This is a genomic window from Mycolicibacter senuensis (assembly GCF_002101885.1).
Classification (GTDB): domain Bacteria; phylum Actinomycetota; class Actinomycetes; order Mycobacteriales; family Mycobacteriaceae; genus Mycobacterium; species Mycobacterium senuense.
Window position 1 is genome coordinate 15,571 of the sequence record NZ_LQPS01000043.1, and the last position, 20,076, is coordinate 35,646.

A 20,076-nucleotide genomic window follows, 5' to 3' on the forward strand; every position below is an offset into this window, starting at 1 on the left:
TCAAGGCGCCATGGTGACCCAGTCGGGGAACCCGGTCGGGTCGTGCCGTCCCAGCACGCCGTGCTCGTAGAGTCCCCAGCCTTCCACGGGGGCGGCGTCGCCCTCGCGGCATACCGCATGCCCGACGTGGTCGATCATCCCGAAACTGGTGCGCGCGATGACCCCGGGATCGGTCATGTCGTAGGTCAGCCGCTCGGTGAACTTCTCGCCCTTCCATTCCCCGTGCAGCCAGTCGGTGTCGCCGCCGTACCCGCCGCCGACATGGATCGGCACCGGCAGTTTGGATTCCACCTCGAAGACCACCGGGGTGCCGTCCGGCCGGGTGGCCTCGATGGTGGCGCCGGTCGCGATGCGGGTGCCGGAGCGGTAGCGGGTGGCCACCCGCGGCCAGCCCAGCTGCTCGACGCGGCCATCTCGCCAGATTCTGGTGCAGTCGTTGAGCGACCGGAACCCGTCGGGCTCCTCCTGGATGATCATCACCACCGCGAAGTCGTCGAACGCCATCGGCACATACAGCCACCACATGCCGTCGAACGGCGGGTCGGCGGGCCGGCCGGCCGGTTCGCGTTCGCCGACCGGGCGGATACCCCAGGACCGGTCGCGCGACCCGATCCACACCGCCGGGTCGACGGCGATCTGCTCGCCGTCGATCACGATCTGCCCGCTCCAGGACCCCAGCTGGGCGAAGCGCTGTGCATCCAGGGTCACCCGGTTGCCGGACCGCAGAAAGTGCCGCTGCTCCTGCACCGGGTCGAACAGTCCCTGCCAGCGCAGATCGAGCGCGACGCCCTCGGTCTCGGCCATGACCACCCGCAGCGAGCGCAGTGGATCGGTGACCTCGATGCGGTACGCGCCGACATGCTGGTTGAGCCGATCCTGATCGATGGCATCCGACAGGTGCACCGCGGTCTGGGTGTCGCCGCGCCGTACCAGCACGAACGCATCCTTGACGCCGAGGTTGGGGTAGTAGCCGCAGCCGGTGACCACGAAGATGTCCCCGGTGCGATCGTGGGCGTTGAGGTAGCAGCGATCGTAGAAGTTGCGGTCCGAGGATCCCGCCCAGGCGATCGGCTGCGGCAGTTGGTGGACCGGGTATTCGTCGAGTGGTCCCAACATCAGTTCTGTTCTCCGATCAGCTTTTTCAGCAATCCTGCGTGGTAGAAGAGGGATTCTGGGCTATCGGGTTTCTCCATCTCGCCGAAGTGCACCCGGCGAGCCCCGGTACGCATGAACACGATCGCCCACATCAGGCCGGCGTAGGCGTAGAACCAGTGCAGGTCCCCGAGTTCGACGCCGGTGAGCCGCTGATAGCTGGCCCGCACATCGTCTTCGCGCAGCACCTGCGGCAGGCCCGGCAACCCGGCCAGCCCGGCGAGTTCCTCGAATACCCGATGGGCGAAGATCACCCACGAGACATCCAGCTCGCGTGGCCCCAGTGCCACCATCTCCCAGTCCAGCACGGCGACCGGGGAGAAGTCGCGGTAGAGCACGTTGCCGACCCGGGAGTCGCCCCAGCACAGCACCGTCTCGCTGGCGGCGGCGTCGGCCGGCCAGTGCTGCTCCAGCCAGCCGATGGTGCGGTCCAGCAGCGCCGAGCGCCCGATGTCGGGCACCGCGAACTCGTACCACTGCCGCACACGGTCGAAGTGCCGGCGCAGCGCAGTGTTTTCGGTGGACCCGTCGTCGCCCTCGTCGAGGAAGCCGAATTGCCGGGTGGCGTCCGGAATCGCGTGCAGCTTGGCCAGCACCTCGACTGTGGCGTCCTGCAAGGCCCGTTGCTGCTCGGGGCTCGCGTCGGAGAACCAGTTGCCACCGAAGGTGTAGGGCATGACGTCAGGCGGGACTTCACCGTCGACGCGGTCCATCAGAAAGAACGGCCGGCCCAGCACCTCGCCGGTGGGTTCGATCCAGCGGACCTTGGGCACCGGGACGTCGGTGAGCTCGCCGACGCGCCGCATCACCTCGAACTGGTGATCCAGGCGGTAGGTCTCGAACACCGGGATGTCTTCGCCCGCCGGAGCCACTCGCATCACCCAGCGCTGCTCGACCGGGGCGCCGTCGGCGATCCAGCGGCCGGTGATCATGATGGTCTCCGACGACATGCCGTTGGTGTCGACGCCGCTTTCCACGGTGATCTCCGGCGTGGTCCCGCCGGGCAACTGTGTCGCCAGCCAGCGAGACATTACCGTGGGCAGTGTGGTGACATCACGGCTGGAACGTTGGATCCGGCCGACATCTCGTTCCACAGTCGGTTGGTCGACCACGGTTGCATCCTCCGTCAGATTAATTACGATACGACAGGTAGCGTTATGAAAGCAGAACCTTTGCCGGTTGACAAGGGCTCCGGCGCCGGGCGGCCCCGCGATCCCCGTATCGACGCTGCCATATTGAAGGCCGCCGCGGAACTGGTCGTCGAGGTCGGATATTCGAATCTGAGCCTGGCGGCCGTCGCGGAACGGGCGGGGACGACCAAGACCGCGCTGTACCGCCGGTGGCCCAGCAAAGCCGAACTGGTGCATGAGGCCGTGCTCTCGGTGCCCCCGAGTGCGGTGACGGCGCCGCCGGGCGATGTGGCCGGTGATCTCCGGGCGATGATGGCCGGCGCGCGCGAGGCGCTGACCAACCCGGTGGTGCGGGCCGCCCTGCCCGGCCTGATCGCCGACATGGCGACCAACGCCGAGCTCACGGCACGGTCCCTGGAACGATTCGGGGACCTGTTCGAGGTGATGCGTCGGTGGGTGGCCGATGCGGTGGCCCGCGGTGAGGTGCGAGCAGCTGTGGATCCCGACCGGCTCGTCGAATTGATTGGCGGGGCAACGCTGTTGGCCATGTTCCTGCGGCCCGACGACCAACTCGGGGGTGACTGGGCGCGCCAGACCGCCGACATCCTCGCTCACGGCGTGCTGGCCTAGCCGATGTCCGGATTCTCCGAACCGCTGCCGTTCCCCGCCGAGTGGACATCACTGCTGGTGCTGGTGCCGCATCCCGACGATCCCGAGTACGGGATGGCCGCCGCCGTGGCCAAGTGGACCGCGGCGGGCAAGACCGTCCGCTACGCGCTGGCCTGCCGCGGCGAGGCCGGTATCGAGGGCATGCCACCGCAGCAGGCCGGGCCGCTCCGGGAGGCCGAGCAGCGGCGGGCGGCGGCCGTCGTGGGGGTGCACCCGGACGACGGGGTCGATTTCTGGGACTTCCCCGACGGCGATATCCGCAACACGCCGCAGTTGCGCGCCAAGATCGCCTCGGTGATCACCGAGGTCCGCCCCGAGGTGGTGGTGAGCATCTACGGCGGCGCGGAGTTCGCCCCGGACGCCCCCAACCAACGCGACCACATCGAGTTCGCCGCCGCGGTCACCGACGTCTGGGACGCGCTGGAGAAGCCGCCGCGCTGGCTGTTCCAGAACGGGCCGGCGCCCACGCACGTCGAGACCGTGGACGGCTACCTCGATGCCGCGGTGGACGCCCTTGCCGCCCACGAGGTCTACCTGTCGGTGCTCGACCCCGACACCCCGGTGCGCGAGCAGGCGCGTGCGGTGATCGACATGACGACATCGGCGCAGCACGGTGCGCGAGTGGCCGGGTTCAGTCTGCAACGGAGCACGGCCGGATGACCCCGGTACTGCGGATCGGCGTGCTCGGCGCCGCGCGGATCACCCCGGTGTCGCTGCTCAAACCCGCTGCCGACCACCCCGAGGTGGTGGTGAGCGCGATCGCGGCGCGTGACGCCGGGCGGGCGCGTGCGTTCGCCGGCAAGCACGGCATCGGCCGAGTCCACGACAGCTACGACGCGCTGATCGCCGACTCGGAGGTCGATGCCGTCTACAACCCGCTGCCCAACAACCTGCACGGGCGGTGGACGCGGGCGGCGCTGGCCGCCGGGAAACACGTGTTGTGCGAGAAGCCGTTCACCGCCAATGCCGACGAGGCCCGCGAGATCGCTGCGGTGGCCGCGAAGACCGACCGGGTGGTGATGGAGGCGTTCCATTACCGCTATCACCCGATGACGTTGCGCATCGAGGAGATCATCGCCTCGGGGGAGTTGGGGACGCTGCGGCGGGTGGAGGCCGCCCTGAGCTTCCCGCTGCCCCGGTTCTCCGACATCCGCTACGACATCTCGCTGGCCGGCGGGGCGCTGATGGACGCCGGCTGCTACCCGGTGCACATGGTCCGCACCTTTGGCGGCGCGACACCGGAAGTCGTTTCCGCGCAGGCGAAACTGCGTGACCCGCAGATCGATCGGGCCATGACCGCGCAGTTGCGGTTCCCGGCCGGGCACACCGGGGCGATTCGCTGCTCACTGTGGTCGTCGAACCTGCTGCAGGTCAGCGCCCGCGTGATCGGTGATCGCGGCGAGTTGCGGGCGCTCAACCCGCTGATGCCCCAGTACTTGCACCGGCTCCGGGTCCGCTCGCAGCAGGGCAAGCGCGTCGAGCGTTTCGCCCACCGGGCGTCGTATGCCTATCAGCTCGATGCGTTCGCCGACGCCGTGCTGCGCGGCGCACCGGTGCGGACCACGCCCGAGGACGCGATCGAGAACATGACCGTCATCGACGCGATCTATCGGGCCGCCGGCCTCGCGGTGCGGCAACCCAGCTGAGCAGTGCCCAACCCGCGGCTCGGGGTGTTCAGGCGCCGTGGCCCGCTTCGATGTCGTCGACGTCGGAAAATGCCAGCAGGCCCCCGGTGTGCGGGGGCGCGTACCCGGCGATCGGTTCCAGCAGATAGCCCAGGTGGTCGCCGAGTTCGATACGGCTCAGCGTCTTGCCGACGAACCATGCCGGAGCGTCATCGAGGATCGGCATGCCCGCGGGCCCGCTGTGCCAGGAGCAGCGCTCGAATTTGTCGATGTCGTCCCCGGTTCGGCCGCCGAAAAGCCGGGCGAGCTCGAGGTCCCCGCGCGCCAGGACATGGACGGCCAGATGGTCGGACCGGGCCGCGACCCCGTAGGTGTGGTTGCGTTCGGATACTCCGACCAGAAACCTCGGCGGCTGCAGGCTGGCCTGGGTGGCGAACCCGACCAGACAGCCCGAGGCGTGACCGTCGGCCGCAGTGGTCACCACGAACATGGTGTAGTCGAGCATTGCGACCAGGCGCTGAAACGATTCGTCGTCCACCCGTCCATGATGTACCCGCCGACGCCGGCGTGCCCAGCACCGGGCGCCGCAGACTTCGGCCTAGGGGAATGCAAGCCGGAAGATGTTGAGCAGTACGGTGCCGAGCTGCCTGGGCAGGGAACCGGTGTTGTACGGGATGCCGTAACGCCGGCAGATCTCGCGCACCTCCGGCGCGAGCTCGGCGTAGCGGTGGGCCGGCAGGTCCGGGAACAGGTGATGCTCGATCTGGTGCGACAGATTGCCCGAAATGATGTGAAACAGCCTGCCCCCGCTCATGTTCGCGGTGCCCAGGATCTGTCGGTAGTACCACTGGCCGCGGGACTCGCCGCGGGTCTCCTCGACCGTGAACACCCGGGCTCCGTCGGGGAAATGCCCGCAGAAGGTGATTGCGAAGGTCCACATGTTGCGGATCATGTTCGCCGCCAGGTTGCCGGTCAACGCGAAGCGCCGCGACCGGCCGGCCAACAGTGGGAACGCGACATAGTCCTTCAATACCTGGCGGAAGACCTTGCGGGCGATCACCCCCAGGGCCTCGCGTTTGTCGGCCATGGTGATTTCGTGGGGCATCCGCTCGATCTCCAGCTCGTAGCCCGCCAGACTGTATTGGAACAGCACGAAACCCAGTAGGGCGTTGATCGGGTTGAGCAGCTTCTGCCAATCCCAGGCCTGGTCTTCTTTCACCCGCAGGACGGCGTAACCGATGTCGCGATCCACGCCGATGATGTTGGTGTAGGTGTGGTGCAGGTAGTTGTGCGCGTAACGCCAGTGGTCGGACGGGCAGGCACTGTCCCACTCGAAGGTGGGGCCGTGCAGCGCCGGATCGCCCATCCAGTCGTACTGGCCGTGCATGACGTTGTGGCCGATCTCCCAGTTGTCGAGGATCTTCGACATGGACAGCATCGCGACGCCGGCCAACCAGGCGGGTCGGCGGATGCCGGCGAAAAGCAGTGCACGACCGCCGATCTCGAGGGTGCGCTGTACCCGGACGATTCGACGGATATAGTCGGCGTCCCGCTTGCCGAGGTCGGCCAGTACCCGTGTCCTGATGGCGTCGAACTCGCGTCCCAATGCATCGGCCTGGTCAGGGGTAAGCGTCATCTCCGGTTCTGCCATGATTGGTTCCCGACGTCCTTTACAAGCTGAGTTCGACGTCGCCGACCGGGATCGAGACGCAGATCTGGATATTCTCTTCGCCCGCGTCCGAAAGTGCCCCGGTGATCAGATTTTGCACCGTGCCGGCGGTTTTGCGGCAGGTGCAGGTCTTGCACAGACCCATCCGGCATCCGCTCGCCGGCTGCAGACCGGCGGACTCTGCCTGCAGCAGCAGCGGCCGGCCGTCGTCGACCACCGTGATGTCGCTGCCGAGGAAGCTCACGCGGCCGCCGGGGAGATCGGCGGCCGGTGCGAACTGCGGCGGCACGAAGTTCTCGGCGATTGCGTCGGCGCAGTGTTCCCGCACCGCCGCAACCAGGGCCGGCGGGCCGCAGACATACACCAGGTCGGGAGCCGGCATCGTGGCATTCAGATGGTCGGCACCGAAATAGCCTGGCAGATCGCCGGGTTCATTCGCCCGGGTGAACCCGTGCAACACCCGCACGTCGGCCATGGCGGCAAGCTCGTCGCGGTAACAGGCCTCGGAGCGGCTACGTGCGTAGTGCACGAAACTGATCTGGCCCCCGGCGGCGACATGGCCCTCGGCCCGCAAGGTGCGCAGCATCGACATCACCGGGGTGATGCCACTGCCGCCGGAGACCATCAGGATCCGCTGCGGACGGGCGGCCGGAAGCACGAAGTCGCCGCTGCCGCCGGTGAGCCCGACCACCAGGCCCGGGCGGGCGTGCTGGTGCAGGTAGCTCGAGACCAGTCCACCATCGTGCAAGCCGACGGTCAGCTCGATGAGTCGCTGCCCCTCGGCGTTGGCAGGTGAGTAACAGCGAGTGTGGCGCCGCCCGTCGATGTCCACCGTGAGGTTCAGGTGCTGCCCGGCGCGAAAGCCGGGAAAGGCGGTGTTGGGCTGCAACGTCATGGTGACACTGCGCGGCGTCCGGTGCCGCACCGCGACGACCTTCGCTCGGGCCTCGCCCGCGGACCACGTCGGCACCACCAGCTCGGTGTACCGGTCGATGCTGTGCGGCCAGGTCAGGACCTCGACCAGGCTCGAGACCAGCGCACGGCGCTTTGAGCCTTGTCTAGCCATGGGAAGTCGATGCGCCTTTGACTGGAGATCAGCGGTCCATTTACGTGGAGTATACGGCGTGATATAGCGACGGTTGACTCCGGGGCTGGCCGGGTCGTGCGGACCAGCCCGCCCGGGGCGGGTGTCAGAAGGCGAACTGGGTCGCGGCGTCCACCAGGTCGAGCAGCGGCTGCGGAAACACCCCCAGCGCCACGGTGACTGCGGCGCACAGCGCGATCGCCGTTTTACTCCACACGCTGGGCAGCACCAGTTGCGGCGGGTCGTCGGGGGAGTCGGTGAAGAACATCAGCACGATCACCCGTACGTAGAAGTAGGCGGCGACACCGCTGGCGATCACACCGATCACCACCAGTGGCACGGCGCCACTCTCGGCGGCCGCGGAGAACACGGCGAACTTGCTGATGAATCCACTGGTCAACGGGATGCCCGCGAACGCCAGCAGGAACATCGAGAACAGCAGCCCCACAACGGGATAACGCTGCCCCAATCCGGCCCACCGGGACATGTCGAGCTCTTCTTCCCCGCCGGGGCCGCGGATCAGGTTCACGACCGCGAATGCGCCGACGGTGGAGAAGCTGTAGGCGGCCAGGTAGAACAGCGTCGAGGAGACACCCGCGGAGGTCGCCGACAGCACGCCGGTGAGCACGAAGCCGACATGGGCGATCGAGGAGTAGGCCAGCATCCGCTTGATCTCGGTCTGGGTGATCGCCGCAATGGTGGCGACCACCATGGTCAGCACCGAGATCAGCCACAGCAGCGGACGCCACTGGTCGTGCAGCGCCGGCAGCGCGACATAGATGATCCGCAGCATCGCCCCGAATGCGGCGACCTTGGTCGCGGCCGCCATGAAGCCGGTGATCGGCGTCGGCGCCCCGACATAGACGTCCGGGATCCAGGAGTGGAACGGCACCGCGCCGACCTTGAAGAACAGCCCCACCAACAGCAGTCCGGCGCCGATCAGCGCCAACGGATCGTTGCTGTGGGAGAACAGTTGCTCGCCGATCTCTGACAACGTCAGCGATGCGGTGGCGCCGTAGAGCAGGGCGGCCCCGAACAGGAACAGCGCCGAGGAGAACGCGCCCAGCAGAAAGTACTTCAGCGCCGCCTCCTGCGACAGCAGCCGGCGGTACCGGGCCAGCCCGCACAACAGGTACAGCGGCAGTGAGAGCACCTCGAGGGCCACGAACATCGTCACCAGGTCGTTGGCGGCCGGGAAGACCATCATCCCGCCGATCGCCAGCATCGTCAGCGGGAACACCTCGGTCTGGGTTATCCCGCTGCGGGCCGCGTCGAGTTCGGCGGCGCTGCCCGGCACCGCCGATCCCTGCGGGGTGAAGGAGTCCAGCCCGGCCCGCCCGCGGACCGCGGGAGAGGCAGTGGGTGCGGTCGCCGCGCCCGGTCCCTCGGGAGCCCCCGTGCCGATGTTGCGTTCGGCGATGAAGACCATGGCCATGATCCCCACCAGCAGCACGATGCCCTGCAGCACCAACGCCGGCCGGTCGACGGCGATCGCGCCGAGCACCGTGATGTGGCCGTCGGCCGGCAGGTCACGTCCCACCGCGACAAGGCTGATGAACGCCGCGGCCAGCCCGCCGATGGCGAGCAGGACCTGCATCAGGTAGCGCGCCCGCCGCGCCACGAACGCCTCGAAGAGCACGCCGGTGACCGCGGTGCCGAAGACGATCAGCAGCGGCAACAACAGGTCGTATTCGATGTGGGGTGTTGGCATGCCCGACATGGTCAGTGCGCCCCCTCGGCGGTCAGCGGTGCCGGGTCGGTCTCACCGATCGTGGTCAAGGTGTGCGCGACGCCCGGATTGATGATGTCGAGCACCGGTTTCGGGTAGAAGCCCAAAAACAGCAGCAACGCGATCAACGGTGCGACGACGACGAGCTCGCGGGGCACCAGATCTCGGATGCGTTCGTTGCCCGCGGTGACCGGGCCGGTCATCACCCGCTGATAGAGCCACAACATGTAGATCGACGACAGCACCAGCGCGGTGGTGCCGACAGTCGCCGCCAGCCAGTACCGGTTGAACGTGCCCACCAGCACCAGGAATTCGCTGATGAACGGTGCAAGCCCGGGCAGCGACAGGGTGGCCATCGCCGCGACCATGAAGGTACCGGCCATCACCGGGGCCACCTTCTGCACGCCGCCGTAGTCGGCGATGGCCCGGGTGCCGCCGCGCCGGGAGATCAGGAACCCGGCGATCAGGAACAGCGCCGCGGTCGACAACCCGTGGTTGAGCATGTACAGCGTCGAACCGCTCTGACCCTGGCTGGTCATCACGAAGATCCCCAGGATGATGAAGCCGAAGTGCGAGATCGACGTGTAGGCGATCAATCGCATGATGTCGCGCTGGCCGATCGCCACCATCGCCCCGTAGACCACCCCGATCACCGCCAGCACGATGATTGCGGGACGGAAATACGTTGAGGCGTCGGGGAACAGCTGCAGGCAGTAGCGCAGCATGCCGAAGGTCCCCACCTTGTCCATGACCGCCATCATCAGCACCGCGGTGGCCGGGGTGGATTCCACCGCGGCATCGGGCAGCCACCGGTGCAGCGGCCACAGTGGCGCCTTGACCGCGAACGCGAACATGAAGCCGGCGAACAGCAGCTTGAGCACGCCCGGATCCACCGTGGTGGTGGCCGACGAGAACAACGAGACCAGTTCGCGGAAGTCGAAGGTGCCGCCCGATGAGCCCTCAGTACCTTCCCGGGCGCTCACCATGTACACACCGATCACCGCGGCCAGCATGATCAGACCGCCGAACAGGTTGTACAGCAAGAACTTCAACGCCGCTTGGGAACGCTTGGCGCCATTGCCGAAGCCGCCGATCATGAAGTACATCGGGATCAGCATCGCCTCGAAGAAGACGTAGAACAGCAGTACGTCCAGCGAGACCAGCGAGATCAGCACCATCGCCTCGACGGCCAGGGTGAGCGCGGCGAAGGCGTGCGGGCCGCGGCGACGCTTACCCTCACCGTCGTTCCAGCCGGCAAGCATCAGCAGCGGCACCAGCCCGGCGGTCAGCAACGCCAGCACCACCGCGATACCGTCCACACCGAGCGTGTAGCGCGCCCCGAAAGCCGGTATCCAGGCATGGGATTCGACGAACTGATACGGGGCGGCGACCGGGGTGGTGTCGAACTCGGCGGTGATCACCACCGCGATCGCCAGCGTCACCAGACTCACCAGCAGGCCGGTCCACTTCGCCAGTCGTGTCGCGGCAGCCGGTAGCACGATGACGGCGCCGGCGCCGGCCAGTGGCACCAACCAGAGCAGGCTCAGCCAGGGCAGGTTCATATTCACAGTTGCACCGCCAGCACTACCGCGACGACCAGCACCGCGCCGGCCAGCATGGTCAGCGCATAGCTGCGCACGAACCCGGTCTGCAGTCGCCGCAGCAGCAGCGATGCGAGCGCGACCAGCCCGGCTCCGGTGTTGACCGAGCCGTCCACCACCCGGTCGTCGACGTCGACCAGGGCTTGCGCCAGTCGGTTTCCCGGACGCATGAACACCTCCTCGTTGAAGGCATCGCCGTAGAGATACTGGCGGGCCGCGACCGTCAGGGGCGACACGTCGGTGGGTTCGGTGATGGGTATCGCCTTGCGGCCGTACATCCGGTATGCCACCGCGACTCCGAGCAGCACGATCCCCAACGTGATCGCGCCGGTGAGCCAGGCCGGGATGAGGTGCGCCGCTTCGTGACCGGCGGCTGCGGCGCCGGTCACCACCGGTTCCAGCCAGTGCTCGAGGCGACCGCCGATGGCCAGCGCGGCCCCGGAGAACACGGCGCCGACGGCCAGCACGATCATCGGCCAGGTCATCACCCGCGGGGACTCGTGCGGATGTTGCAGCGCCCGCTCCTGGCTCACCTCGCTCTCGTCGGCCGCCCAGCGGCGTTCGCCGCCGAAGGTCATCAGCATCACCCGGGTCATGTAGAACGCGGTGATCCCGGCGCCCAGGATCGTCACCGCGCCCAAGACCCAGCCTCGGGTCCCGCCGGTTGCCAGCGCGGCCTCGATGATCGCGTCTTTGGACCAGTAGCCCGCGAACGGTGGCACCCCGATGATCGCCAGGTAGCACAGTCCGAACGTCACGAACGTCACCGGCATGAAGGCACGCAGCGCGCCGTAGCGGCGCATGTCCTGCTCGTCGTTCATCCCGTGCATCACCGAGCCCGAGCCCAGGAACAGCCCGGCCTTGAAGAAGCCGTGGGTGAGCAGGTGCATGATCGCGACGGCGTAGCCGGCCGGGCCGAGGCCCGCGGCCAGCACCATGTAGCCGATCTGGCTGACGGTGGAGGCGGCCAGCGCCCGCTTGATGTCGTCTTTGGCGCAGCCGATGATCGCACCGAACAGCAGTGTGATCGCACCGACCACCACGACCGCCAGCCGCGCGTCGGCGGACAGGTCGAACACCGGGCCGGACCGCACGATCAGGTACACCCCGGCGGTCACCATGGTCGCGGCGTGGATCAGCGCCGACACCGGCGTGGGGCCCTCCATCGCGTCGAACAACCAGGCTTGCAGCGGAACCTGCGCGGACTTGGCGCAGGCTCCCAGCAGCAGCAGCAACCCGATGGCGGTGGTCCACCCGCTGGACCCGGCCTCTTCGACCGCGCCGAACAGCCCGTCGAACGACAGTGTGCCGAAGCCGGCGAACATGACGAACATGGCCAGTGACAGCCCGATGTCACCGACCCGGTTGGACACGAACGCCTTCTTGCCGGCCGCCGCCGCGACCGGCCGGGCGTACCAGAAGCCGATCAGCAGGTAAGACGCCAGGCCGACACCTTCCCAGCCCACGTAGAGGCCCAGGTAGTTGTCGGCGACGACCAGCAGCAGCATCGCCGCGACGAACAGGTTCAGGTAGGCGAAGAAGCGTCGACGGTCGGGGTCGTCTTTCATGTAGCCGATCGAGTAGATGTGGATCAACGCGCCCACTCCGCTGATCAGCAACACGAAGCAGATCGACAGCTGATCGATCAGCATCCCGAAGTCGACCTGCAGCGCACCGACCGGCACCCAACTGAACAGGTGGCTGTGAATCGCCCGGTCCTCGCCCGGCCGGCCCAGCATCTCGGTCAGCAACACCAGCCCGATCCCGAACGAGGAGAGCACGGCGGCGCAGGCCAGCAGGTGCCCCCAGCGGTCGGTCCGTCGCCCGCCGAGCAGCAAGATCAACGCGCCGGCCGCCGGTAGCGCCACCAGCAGCCAGCTCAGCTGGCTCAGATTCGTCATAGAGCTTCCCAACTCCTAGCCGCGCAGTAGGTTCGCGTCGTCGACCGACACGGATCGCCGGGCCCGGAATATCGTCATGATGATGGCCAGGCCGATCACCACCTCGCAGGCGGCGACGACCATCGTGAAGAAGGCGACCATCTGACCGTCGAGCGCCGAATGCAGCCGGGCGAAGGTGACGAACGCCAGATTGGCGGCGTTGAGCATCAGCTCGACACACATGAACATCACCAACGCGTTGCGCCGCAACATCACTCCGGTGGCGCCGAGGGTGAACAGCATCGCCGACAGGTAGAGATAGTTCTCCGGGTTCACTGGCCTGACTCCTCGCCGTTGCTCGCCGGAGCCATCCGCTGCTCCTCGGCATCGTCACTGTCGGCGTGGGCCGCGTTGCCGGCGGCGCCGACCCAGCGGTGCTGCAAGGTGTCCGACACCGACAGCTCCGAATAGGAGCCGTCGGGCAGCCGCGCGGCGATGTCGACGGCGTTGTGGCGGGCGTAGACGCCGGGCGTCGGCAGCGGGGTGGGGCGGTTGCCGGACCGGAAACGCAGGATGGACAGCTCCCGCTGCGTCAGCCGCGGTTGCAGCCGCTCCCGATGGGTCAGCACCATGGCCGCGACCACCGCGGTGATCAACAGCGCGCTGGTGAGCTCGAAAGCCCAGAGGTAACGGGTGAAGATCAGCGCCGCCAGGCCCTCGACGTTGCCCTCGCCGACCATGCCGGAGTCGGACGAGCCGCCGGTGGCCGGGGCGCCGATTCCGCGCAGGTGCATCGTCGCGCCGCCGACCCCGGCGATCAGCAGCACCCCGAAAGCGATCCCGGCGAGCGTCGAGGCGATCCGCTGCCCGCGCAGGGTCTCCACCAGTGACTCGGCGGAGTCGACCCCGATCAGCATCATCACGAACAGGAACAGCATCATCACCGCGCCGGTGTAGACCACGATCTGCACCACGCCGAGGAACATCGCGTCCTGGACGAAGTAGAAAACGGCCAGCGACAGCATCGTCATCGCCAGGAACAGTGCCGAATACACCGCCTTGGCGGCGGTGACGACCCCGACGGCGCCGACCAGGGCCAGGGCCCCGACGATCCAGAAGGTCACCGCTTCCCCGGTGGAGGTGCGGACCACGATGTCGGAGGCAAGCAGTGCGGCGTCCATCAGGCCTTACCCTGCTTCTTCCGGTCCAGCATGACGAAGAGGTCGGGATTCTCGTCGAGCCCCTCCGGGCCGACCCTGCCCAGGTAGTAATCCTTCTCGGTGGCGCCCGGCGGCATCGGGTGCGGCGGTGCGGTCATGTCGGACTCCAGCGGCGCGAGCAGCTGGTGGCGTTCCAAGATCAGATCGGCTCGGTTGTCCGCGGCCATCTCATAGTCGTTGGTCATGGTCAACGCGCGGGTCGGGCAGGCTTCGATGCACAGTCCGCAGCCGATGCAGCGCAGATAGTTGATCTGATAGACGCGGCCGTAGCGTTCGCCGGGGGAGAAGCGCTCATCGTCGGTGTTGTCGGCGGCCTCCACATAGATGGCGTCGGCCGGACACGCCCACGCGCACAGTTCGCAGCCGATGCACTTCTCCAACCCGTCCGGATGCCGGTTGAGCTGGTGGCGACCGTGATAGCGCCGCGCCGTGGGTTTCTTCTGCTCCGGGTAGCCGTCATTGATCGGCCGCCTGAACATCGTCCGCCAGGTGACGCCGAACCCGGCCAGCGCGTCTCTGAGCCTAGCCATTGACATCCTCCTTGACCCGCGGTGAATTACGCTGCGGCAGCGGTGGTGTCGGAAAAGAACCTTCGGATGTGGTGACCGGCGGCGGCGCCGGTTCGACCGGCAGCGTGTTCACCGCACTGAAGCGGCGATGCAGCGCCACCAGCACCAGCAGCGTGGTGAGTGTGCTGATCGCTATCAGCACCGCCTCCCAGTGCTGGTAGCCCTCGTTGCCCAGGCTGCGCATCACCGCCGCGAGTAGCACCCAGAGCAGCGCCACCGGGATCAGGATCTTCCAACCCAGCGCCATGAACTGGTCGTAACGCAGCCGGGGCAGGGTGGCGCGCAGCCAGATGTACATGAAGATGAATCCCCACACCTTGGCGGTGAACCACAGCAGCGGCCACCATCCCTGGTTTGCGCCGGCCCACAGGTTCAGCGGGAACGGCGCGTGCCAGCCGCCGAAGAACAACGTGACGGCCAGCGCCGACACCGTGGTGATGTTGATGTACTCGGCCAGGAAGAACAGCGCGAACTTCAACGACGAGTACTCGGTGTGGAATCCGCCGACCAGCTCGCCCTCGGCTTCGGGCAGATCGAATGGCGCCCGGTTGGTCTCACCGACCATCGCGGTCAGATAGACCATGAACGACGGCAGCAACAGGAACGCGAACCAGATCCGGTCCTGAGCGGCCACGATGCTCGAGGTGGACATCGTCCCGGCGTAGAGGAACACCGAGGCGAACGACAATCCCATCGCGACTTCGTAGGAGATCACCTGCGCGGTGGAGCGGATGCCGCCCAACAGCGGGTACGGCGACCCGGACGACCAGCCGGCCAGGATGATGCCGTACACCCCGATCGAGGACATCGCCAAGATGAACAACACCGCGATGGGCAGGTCTGCCAGTTGCAGATCGGTGCGATGGCCGAAGACGCTGACCTCCGGGCCGAACGGGATCACCGCGAACGCGGTGATCGCCGGCACCGTCGAGATGACCGGGGCCATCACGTAGATCGCCCGGTCGACGCCGGCGGGGACGATGTCCTCCTTGAGGGCCAGCTTGATGCCGTCGGCGAGGCTCTGCAGCCAGCCCTTCGGCCCGACCCGGTTAGGGCCCGGCCGCATCTGCATGCGCGCCAGCACTTTTCGTTCGATGACGATGGCGAACAGCACCGTCAGCACCAGGAATGCGAAGACGGCCAGGACCTTGGCCAGCACCAGCCACCAGGGAGCGCTCATGATCTGCGTCCAATCCGTACCACCGCGCCCGGGCCGACCCCGAGATTCCGGTGCACCGCTGAGTCGGAAGAGTTCATCGGCAGCCACACCACCCGGTCCGGCATCTCGGTGATGACCAGCGGCAGGGTGACCTGTCCGCGCTCGGTGCCGACCGTGATCTGATCGCCGGCCGCGGCACCGATCTCGGTGGCGGTCGGCGCGGACAGCCGCGCCACCGGTTTGCGGGCGGTACCGGCAAGCTTCGGCTCGCCGGCCTGCATCAGTCCGTTGTCGAGCAGCATCCGCCAGCTGGCCAAAACGGCTTCGCCGGAGTCTGGCTGCCCCGGCCGGCCCGCCGTCACGTCGGGGGCGGCCACCCGTTCGCCGTTCCAGGGGCCCAACCGGGTCAGCTCCTCGCGCGCCGCCGCCACCGTGGGAAGCCCGAGCTCGACACCCATCTCCTCGGCGAGCGCGTCGAGAACCCGCACGTCGGACAAGGTCCCGCGCTCATCCAGCGCGGCGCCGAACCGGCGGGGGCGGCCCTCCCAGTTGAGATAGGTGCCGGACTTCTCGACCGCCGCCGCGATCGGCAGCACCACGTCGGCGCGTTCGGTGACCTCGCTGTGCCGCAACTCGATGCTGACCAGGAATCCGACCGCGTCCAGGGCGGCCAGTGCGGCGGCCGGGTCGGCCAGGTCACCGGGTTCGATCCCGCCGACCAGCAGCGCCCCCAGGGTCCCGTCGGCGGCGGCCGCCAGGATGGCCTCGGTGTCACGCCCCGGCTGGGACGGCAGGTCGTCGGGGCCGTCGAGGCCCCAGGCCTGTGCCACCTCGGCCCGTGCGGCAGCGTCGCCCAGTGGCCGCCCCCCGGGCAGCAAGCCGGCCAGGGCGCCGCTGTCGAGCGCGCCGCGCTCCCCGGCGCGTCGCGGCACCCATGCCAGTCGCGCACCGGTCGCCTCGGCCAGCCGGATGGCCGCGGACAGCGCGCCGGGTGAGCCCGCCAGCCGCTCACCGACCAGCACCACCGCACCGGGTTGGCGCAGCAGCTCGTTGAGCTCGGCCTGGCCGGAGCCGTCGATGATGCCGTCCAGCGCCGCCGCCTCGCCGCCCGGAGCGGTCGGCAGCAGGGTGCCGAACATCTTGGTCAGCGCGCGGTCGGCGAACGGCGCGATGGCGAACACGCCGGCGCTCTTCTTGCGGGCGGCCTTGCGCAGCCGCAGGAAGATGATCGGTGCCTCTTCCTCGGGCTCCAGGCCGACCAGCAATACCGTTGCGGCGGCTTCCAGGTCGGCGTAGCGCACGCCGATTCCGCGGCCGGCCACCCGCGCGGCCAGGAACGCGGCCTCCTCAGGTGATTGCGTTCGCGCCCGGAAGTCGATGTCGTCGCCGCGCAGCGCCACCCGGGTGAACTTGGCGTAACCGTAGGCGTCCTCGGCGGTCACCCGGCCGCCCACCAATACGCCGGTGCGTTCGCGCGCCGCCGCCAGGCCGCGCGCCGCCACCGCCACCGCATGCGGCCATGAGGTGGGGACCAGCTCCCCGCTGTCGTCGCGCACCAGCGGAGTGCCGATCCGGTCGGGCTGGACGGCGTAGGTGAACGCCCACCGCCCCTTGTCGCAGTTCCATTCCTCGTTGACGTCCGGGTCGTCGCCGGCCATCCGGCGCATCACCTTGCCGCGGCGGTGATCGGTGCGCTGGGCACACCCGGATGCGCAGTGCTCGCAGACGCTGGGCGTCGACACCAGGTCGAACGGGCGGGCCCGGAACCGGTATGAGGCGCCGGTGAGTGCGCCCACCGGGCAGATCTGCACGGTGTTGCCGGAGAAGTAGGAGTCGAACGGCGTCTCGGTGTAGATGGCGACCTGCTGCAGGGCGCCGCGGTCCATCATCTCGATGAACTTGTCCCCGGCGATCTCGTCGGCGAACCGGGTGCAGCGCGCACACAGGATGCAGCGATCGCGGTCCAGCAGCACCTGCGAGGAGATGTTGATCGGCTTGGGGTAGGTCCGTTTGGCCTCTTCGAAGCGGGTCTCGGTGCGGCCGTGGGTCATCGCCTGGTTCTGCAGCGGGCATTCACCGCCCTTGTCGCAGGTCGGGCAGTCCAGTGGATGGTTGATCAGCAGCAGTTCCATCACCAGGTGCTGGGCCCGATCGGCTTCGGTGGAGGTGTGCTGGGTGCGCACCACCATTCCCTCGGCCGCGGCCACCGCACAGGAGGGCTGCGGCTTGCGCTGGCCCTCCACCTCGACCATGCACTGCCGGCACCAGGCGACCGGGTCCAGCAGCGGGTGATCGCAGAACCGTGGGATCTCGATACCCAGTTGCTCGGCGGCCCGGATGATCAGGGTGCCCTTGGGCACCGTGATCTGCTGGTCGTCGATGGTGAAGGTCACCGACTCCGGGTTCTCCTGACGGTCGGGCCCGGTCATGCCGCACCGCCGTCGGATCCGTTAGGCACGAACATGCTCGCTTTCGGGTCGAACGGACAGCCCCCGTCAAGGTGGGCGATGTATTCGTCACGGAAGTACTCGATCGACGACTTCACCGGCATCGCAGCACCATCCCCCAAGGCGCAGAAGGATTTTCCGAACAGCACGTCGGCGATGTCGAGCAAGGTGTCGAGGTCTTCGGGTGTGCCGCGACCGGTCTCCAGTCGCTCATAGATCGGCACCAGCCAGTAGGTGCCCTCGCGGCAGGGCGTGCACTTGCCGCAGGACTCGTGCTTGTAGAACTCCGACCAGCGCCGCGCTGCGCGCACCACGCAGGTCGTCTCGTCGAAGATCTGTAATGCCTTGGTGCCCAACATCGACCCGGCTGATGCCATACCCTCGTAGTCCAGCGGGATGTCGAGGTGCTGATCGGTCAGCAGCGGGGTCGACGACCCGCCGGGCGTCCAGAACTTCAGCCGGTTGCCGTTGCGGATCCCGCCGGCGTACTCCAGCAGTTCCCGCAGCGTGATGCCGAGCGGAGCCTCGTACTGTCCGGGGCGATTGACGTGCCCGGACAGCGAATACAGCGTGTAACCGCGGGACTTCTCGGTGCCCATCGACCGGAACCAGTCCGCGCCGTTACGCAGGATCGAGGGCACGCTGGCGATGGATTCGACATTGTTGACCACCGTCGGGGAGGCATACAGCCCGGCGACCGCCGGGAACGGCGGGCGCAGCCGCGGCTGGCCCCGGTAGCCCTCCAGCGAATCGATCAGCGCGGTCTCCTCGCCGCAGATGTAGGCGCCCGCCCCGGCGTGCACGGTGATGTCGAGGTCGAATCCGGTGCCGCCGATATCGGTGCCCAGCAACCCCGCCGCGTACGCCTCGGCGACCGCGTTGTGCAGTCGTCGCAGGATCGGCAGCACCTCGCCGCGGACATAGATGAAGGCGTGCCGGGCGCGGATCGCGTGGCTGCAGATGATCATGCCCTCGATGAGCACGTGCGGCGTCGCCAGCAGCAGCGGGATGTCCTTGCAGGTGCCCGGCTCGGATTCATCGGCGTTGACCAGCAGATAGTGCGGTTTGGCGCCCGCTCCGTCGGTGCCTTGCGGGACGAACGACCACTTGGTCCCGGTGGAGAACCCGGCACCGCCGCGGCCGCGCAGCCCGGAATCCTTGACCAGCTCGATGACGTCGTCGGGAGCCATGCTCAGCGCCCGCTGCATGCCCTGGTAGCCGCCGTGGCGACGATAGGTTTCCAGCGTCCAGGATTCGGGATCGTCCCAGTAGCCGCTCAATACCGGGGTCAGTGGGGTGGCCGCGGTGGCGGCGCTCGGGGGGGAAGTCACGTTCCGCTCCCGTCGGTGTCGGATTCCGGCGCGGCCATGCCGTGCTCGTGGGCGAAGCGCAGCCCGGCCAGCGTCGGCCCGGCCGGGCCGCCCTGGCCGTCGTCGGGTCGATCGTCGGCGAATCCGGCCAGCACCCGCGCGGTGTCGCGGAAACTGGTCAGCGGCAGCCCGCGGCTGGGCCGAACCTCGCCACCGGAGCGCAGCGCATCGGTCAGATCGCGCGCCGACTCCGGGGTCTGCTGGTCGAAGAACTCCCAGTTGACCATCACCACCGGGGCGCAGTCGCAGGCGGCGTTGCATTCGATGCGCTCCAGCGTGACCTTGCCGTCGGCGGTGGTCTGTGCGTCGTTGACGTCCAGATGCTCCTTGAGGGCGTCGTAGATGGCGTCGCCGCCCATCACCGCGCACAGCGTGTTGGTGCACACGCCGACCAGATACTCGCCGGTCGGCTTGCGCCGGTACATCGAGTAGAACGAGGCGACCCCGGCGACGTCGGCGAGGGTCAGCCCGAGCACGTCGGCGACGAATGACATGCCGGCCGGGGTGATGTAGGAGTCCTCGGCCTGCACCAGGTGCAGCAGCGGCAGGATCGCCGAGCGTGGCTGCGGGTAGCGGCCGATGATCTCCTTGGCGTCGGCCTCCAGGCGTGCGCGCGCCTCATCGGAGTAGCTGCGCGGCGCGTCGGGGTGGTTGAACTGGTTCGGTTCCTCCGGCGGCCGGCCCAGCTGCAGGAACACCCGGTTGCCGTCGGTGCCTGCGGTCGGCGGCATCAGCCGCCCACGCCCGGTCTTGTTGACATCTTGTTTTTCGA

The 20,076-nt window shown here is 68.1% G+C and carries 18 protein-coding genes; 3 read left to right on the top strand and 15 right to left on the bottom strand.

Features of this window, described 5'->3' with window-relative positions; all coding sequences use genetic code 11:
* Together AWC24_RS14375 and AWC24_RS14380 are read right to left on the bottom strand one after the other, a co-directional pair.
* Nucleotides 1–1,116 carry an Rv3169 family protein gene (locus AWC24_RS14375; RefSeq protein ID WP_085086011.1) on the bottom strand — a complete coding sequence of 372 codons (1,116 nt, stop codon included), beginning with the start codon at nt 1,114–1,116 and terminating at the stop codon, nt 1–3.
* Nucleotides 1,116–2,264 carry a phosphotransferase family protein gene (locus tag AWC24_RS14380; RefSeq protein WP_085086013.1) on the bottom strand — a complete coding sequence of 383 codons (1,149 nt, stop codon included), beginning with the start codon at nt 2,262–2,264 and terminating at the stop codon, nt 1,116–1,118. Before AWC24_RS14380 ends, AWC24_RS14375 begins: the two co-directional genes overlap by 1 nt.
* Nucleotides 2,265–2,309: 45 nt before the next feature.
* Between AWC24_RS14380 and AWC24_RS14385 the strand changes: the two genes are divergently transcribed.
* From AWC24_RS14385 to AWC24_RS14395, 3 genes are read left to right on the top strand one after another with little or no spacing between them, the layout of a single operon-like run.
* Nucleotides 2,310–2,912 carry a TetR/AcrR family transcriptional regulator C-terminal ligand-binding domain-containing protein gene (locus AWC24_RS14385; protein ID WP_085086015.1) on the top strand — a complete coding sequence of 201 codons (603 nt, stop codon included), beginning with the start codon at nt 2,310–2,312 and terminating at the stop codon, nt 2,910–2,912.
* Between the two features lie 3 nt (nt 2,913–2,915).
* Nucleotides 2,916–3,611, top strand: a complete 696-nt coding sequence (locus tag AWC24_RS14390; RefSeq protein ID WP_085086017.1) for a PIG-L deacetylase family protein — start codon at nt 2,916–2,918, stop codon at nt 3,609–3,611.
* Nucleotides 3,608–4,597 (top strand): Gfo/Idh/MocA family protein, encoded by a 990-nt coding sequence (locus tag AWC24_RS14395; RefSeq protein ID WP_085086019.1) that lies wholly within the window; start codon nt 3,608–3,610, stop codon nt 4,595–4,597. The genes AWC24_RS14390 and AWC24_RS14395 overlap by 4 nt, the downstream gene beginning before the upstream one ends.
* A 28-nt stretch (nt 4,598–4,625) precedes the next feature.
* On the opposite strand, the gene AWC24_RS14400 is transcribed toward AWC24_RS14395, so the two are convergent.
* The 13 genes from AWC24_RS14400 to nuoE form a co-directional block, all read right to left on the bottom strand.
* Nucleotides 4,626–5,114: a flavin reductase family protein gene (locus AWC24_RS14400; protein WP_174813596.1), complete on the bottom strand. Its 489-nt coding sequence runs from the start codon at nt 5,112–5,114 to the stop codon at nt 4,626–4,628.
* A 60-nt stretch (nt 5,115–5,174) separates the two neighbouring features.
* Nucleotides 5,175–6,227, bottom strand: a complete 1,053-nt coding sequence (locus tag AWC24_RS14405; protein WP_085086021.1) for a fatty acid desaturase family protein — start codon at nt 6,225–6,227, stop codon at nt 5,175–5,177.
* A 19-nt stretch (nt 6,228–6,246) separates the two neighbouring features.
* Entirely contained in the window at nt 6,247–7,311 is a 1,065-nt protein-coding gene (locus tag AWC24_RS14410; protein WP_085086023.1) for a ferredoxin reductase, read from the bottom strand.
* A 124-nt stretch (nt 7,312–7,435) separates the two neighbouring features.
* On the bottom strand, nt 7,436–9,049 hold the full coding sequence (gene nuoN / locus AWC24_RS14415; RefSeq protein ID WP_085086025.1) for an NADH-quinone oxidoreductase subunit NuoN: 1,614 nt from the start codon (nt 9,047–9,049) through the stop codon (nt 7,436–7,438).
* Between the two features lie 2 nt (nt 9,050–9,051).
* Nucleotides 9,052–10,620 (bottom strand): NADH-quinone oxidoreductase subunit M, encoded by a 1,569-nt coding sequence (locus AWC24_RS14420; protein ID WP_085086027.1) that lies wholly within the window; start codon nt 10,618–10,620, stop codon nt 9,052–9,054.
* A gap of 2 nt (nt 10,621–10,622) precedes the next feature.
* Nucleotides 10,623–12,560 carry an NADH-quinone oxidoreductase subunit L gene (gene nuoL / locus AWC24_RS14425; protein WP_085086029.1) on the bottom strand — a complete coding sequence of 646 codons (1,938 nt, stop codon included), beginning with the start codon at nt 12,558–12,560 and terminating at the stop codon, nt 10,623–10,625.
* Nucleotides 12,561–12,575: 15 nt separating this feature from the next.
* Nucleotides 12,576–12,875 (bottom strand): NADH-quinone oxidoreductase subunit NuoK, encoded by a 300-nt coding sequence (gene nuoK / locus AWC24_RS14430; RefSeq protein ID WP_013829798.1) that lies wholly within the window; start codon nt 12,873–12,875, stop codon nt 12,576–12,578.
* A complete protein-coding gene (locus tag AWC24_RS14435) occupies nt 12,872–13,720 on the bottom strand; it encodes an NADH-quinone oxidoreductase subunit J (protein ID WP_085086031.1) in 849 nt (282 codons plus the stop codon). The genes nuoK and AWC24_RS14435 overlap by 4 nt, the downstream gene beginning before the upstream one ends.
* Nucleotides 13,720–14,289, bottom strand: a complete 570-nt coding sequence (gene nuoI, locus AWC24_RS14440; RefSeq protein WP_234807382.1) for an NADH-quinone oxidoreductase subunit NuoI — start codon at nt 14,287–14,289, stop codon at nt 13,720–13,722. Before nuoI ends, AWC24_RS14435 begins: the two co-directional genes overlap by 1 nt.
* The gene (gene nuoH, locus AWC24_RS14445; protein ID WP_085086035.1) at nt 14,282–15,508 is read right to left on the bottom strand and encodes an NADH-quinone oxidoreductase subunit NuoH; all 1,227 of its coding nucleotides are present in this window, start codon (nt 15,506–15,508) and stop codon (nt 14,282–14,284) included. The genes nuoI and nuoH overlap by 8 nt, the downstream gene beginning before the upstream one ends.
* Nucleotides 15,505–17,916 (bottom strand): NADH-quinone oxidoreductase subunit G, encoded by a 2,412-nt coding sequence (locus AWC24_RS14450; RefSeq protein WP_085086038.1) that lies wholly within the window; start codon nt 17,914–17,916, stop codon nt 15,505–15,507. The genes nuoH and AWC24_RS14450 overlap by 4 nt, the downstream gene beginning before the upstream one ends.
* A complete protein-coding gene (gene nuoF, locus AWC24_RS14455; RefSeq protein WP_085086041.1) occupies nt 17,913–19,265 on the bottom strand; it encodes an NADH-quinone oxidoreductase subunit NuoF in 1,353 nt (450 codons plus the stop codon). The genes AWC24_RS14450 and nuoF overlap by 4 nt, the downstream gene beginning before the upstream one ends.
* Nucleotides 19,262–20,035, bottom strand: coding sequence for an NADH-quinone oxidoreductase subunit NuoE (gene nuoE, locus AWC24_RS14460; protein WP_085087056.1), 774 nt, complete (start codon nt 20,033–20,035; stop codon nt 19,262–19,264). The genes nuoF and nuoE overlap by 4 nt, the downstream gene beginning before the upstream one ends.
* Between the last annotated feature and the right edge of the window lie 41 nt (nt 20,036–20,076).

Bases quoted from the DNA above. Each gene is read 5' to 3' on its own strand.
- AWC24_RS14375 (WP_085086011.1), bottom strand. From the start codon at position 1,116: ATGTTGGGACCACTCGACGAATACCCGGTCCACCAACTGCCGCAGCCG.
- AWC24_RS14385 (WP_085086015.1), top strand. From the start codon at position 2,310: ATGAAAGCAGAACCTTTGCCGGTTGACAAGGGCTCCGGCGCCGGGCGG.
- AWC24_RS14390 (WP_085086017.1), top strand. From the start codon at position 2,916: ATGTCCGGATTCTCCGAACCGCTGCCGTTCCCCGCCGAGTGGACATCA.
- AWC24_RS14395 (WP_085086019.1), top strand. From the start codon at position 3,608: ATGACCCCGGTACTGCGGATCGGCGTGCTCGGCGCCGCGCGGATCACC.
- AWC24_RS14405 (WP_085086021.1), bottom strand. From the start codon at position 6,227: ATGGCAGAACCGGAGATGACGCTTACCCCTGACCAGGCCGATGCATTG.
- AWC24_RS14410 (WP_085086023.1), bottom strand. From the start codon at position 7,311: ATGGCTAGACAAGGCTCAAAGCGCCGTGCGCTGGTCTCGAGCCTGGTC.
- nuoN (WP_085086025.1), bottom strand. From the start codon at position 9,049: ATGTCGGGCATGCCAACACCCCACATCGAATACGACCTGTTGTTGCCG.
- AWC24_RS14420 (WP_085086027.1), bottom strand. From the start codon at position 10,620: ATGAACCTGCCCTGGCTGAGCCTGCTCTGGTTGGTGCCACTGGCCGGC.
- nuoL (WP_085086029.1), bottom strand. From the start codon at position 12,560: ATGACGAATCTGAGCCAGCTGAGCTGGCTGCTGGTGGCGCTACCGGCG.
- AWC24_RS14435 (WP_085086031.1), bottom strand. From the start codon at position 13,720: ATGGACGCCGCACTGCTTGCCTCCGACATCGTGGTCCGCACCTCCACC.
- nuoI (WP_234807382.1), bottom strand. From the start codon at position 14,289: ATGGCTAGGCTCAGAGACGCGCTGGCCGGGTTCGGCGTCACCTGGCGG.
- nuoH (WP_085086035.1), bottom strand. From the start codon at position 15,508: ATGAGCGCTCCCTGGTGGCTGGTGCTGGCCAAGGTCCTGGCCGTCTTC.
- AWC24_RS14450 (WP_085086038.1), bottom strand. From the start codon at position 17,916: ATGACCGGGCCCGACCGTCAGGAGAACCCGGAGTCGGTGACCTTCACC.
- nuoE (WP_085087056.1), bottom strand. From the start codon at position 20,035: ATGCCGCCGACCGCAGGCACCGACGGCAACCGGGTGTTCCTGCAGCTG.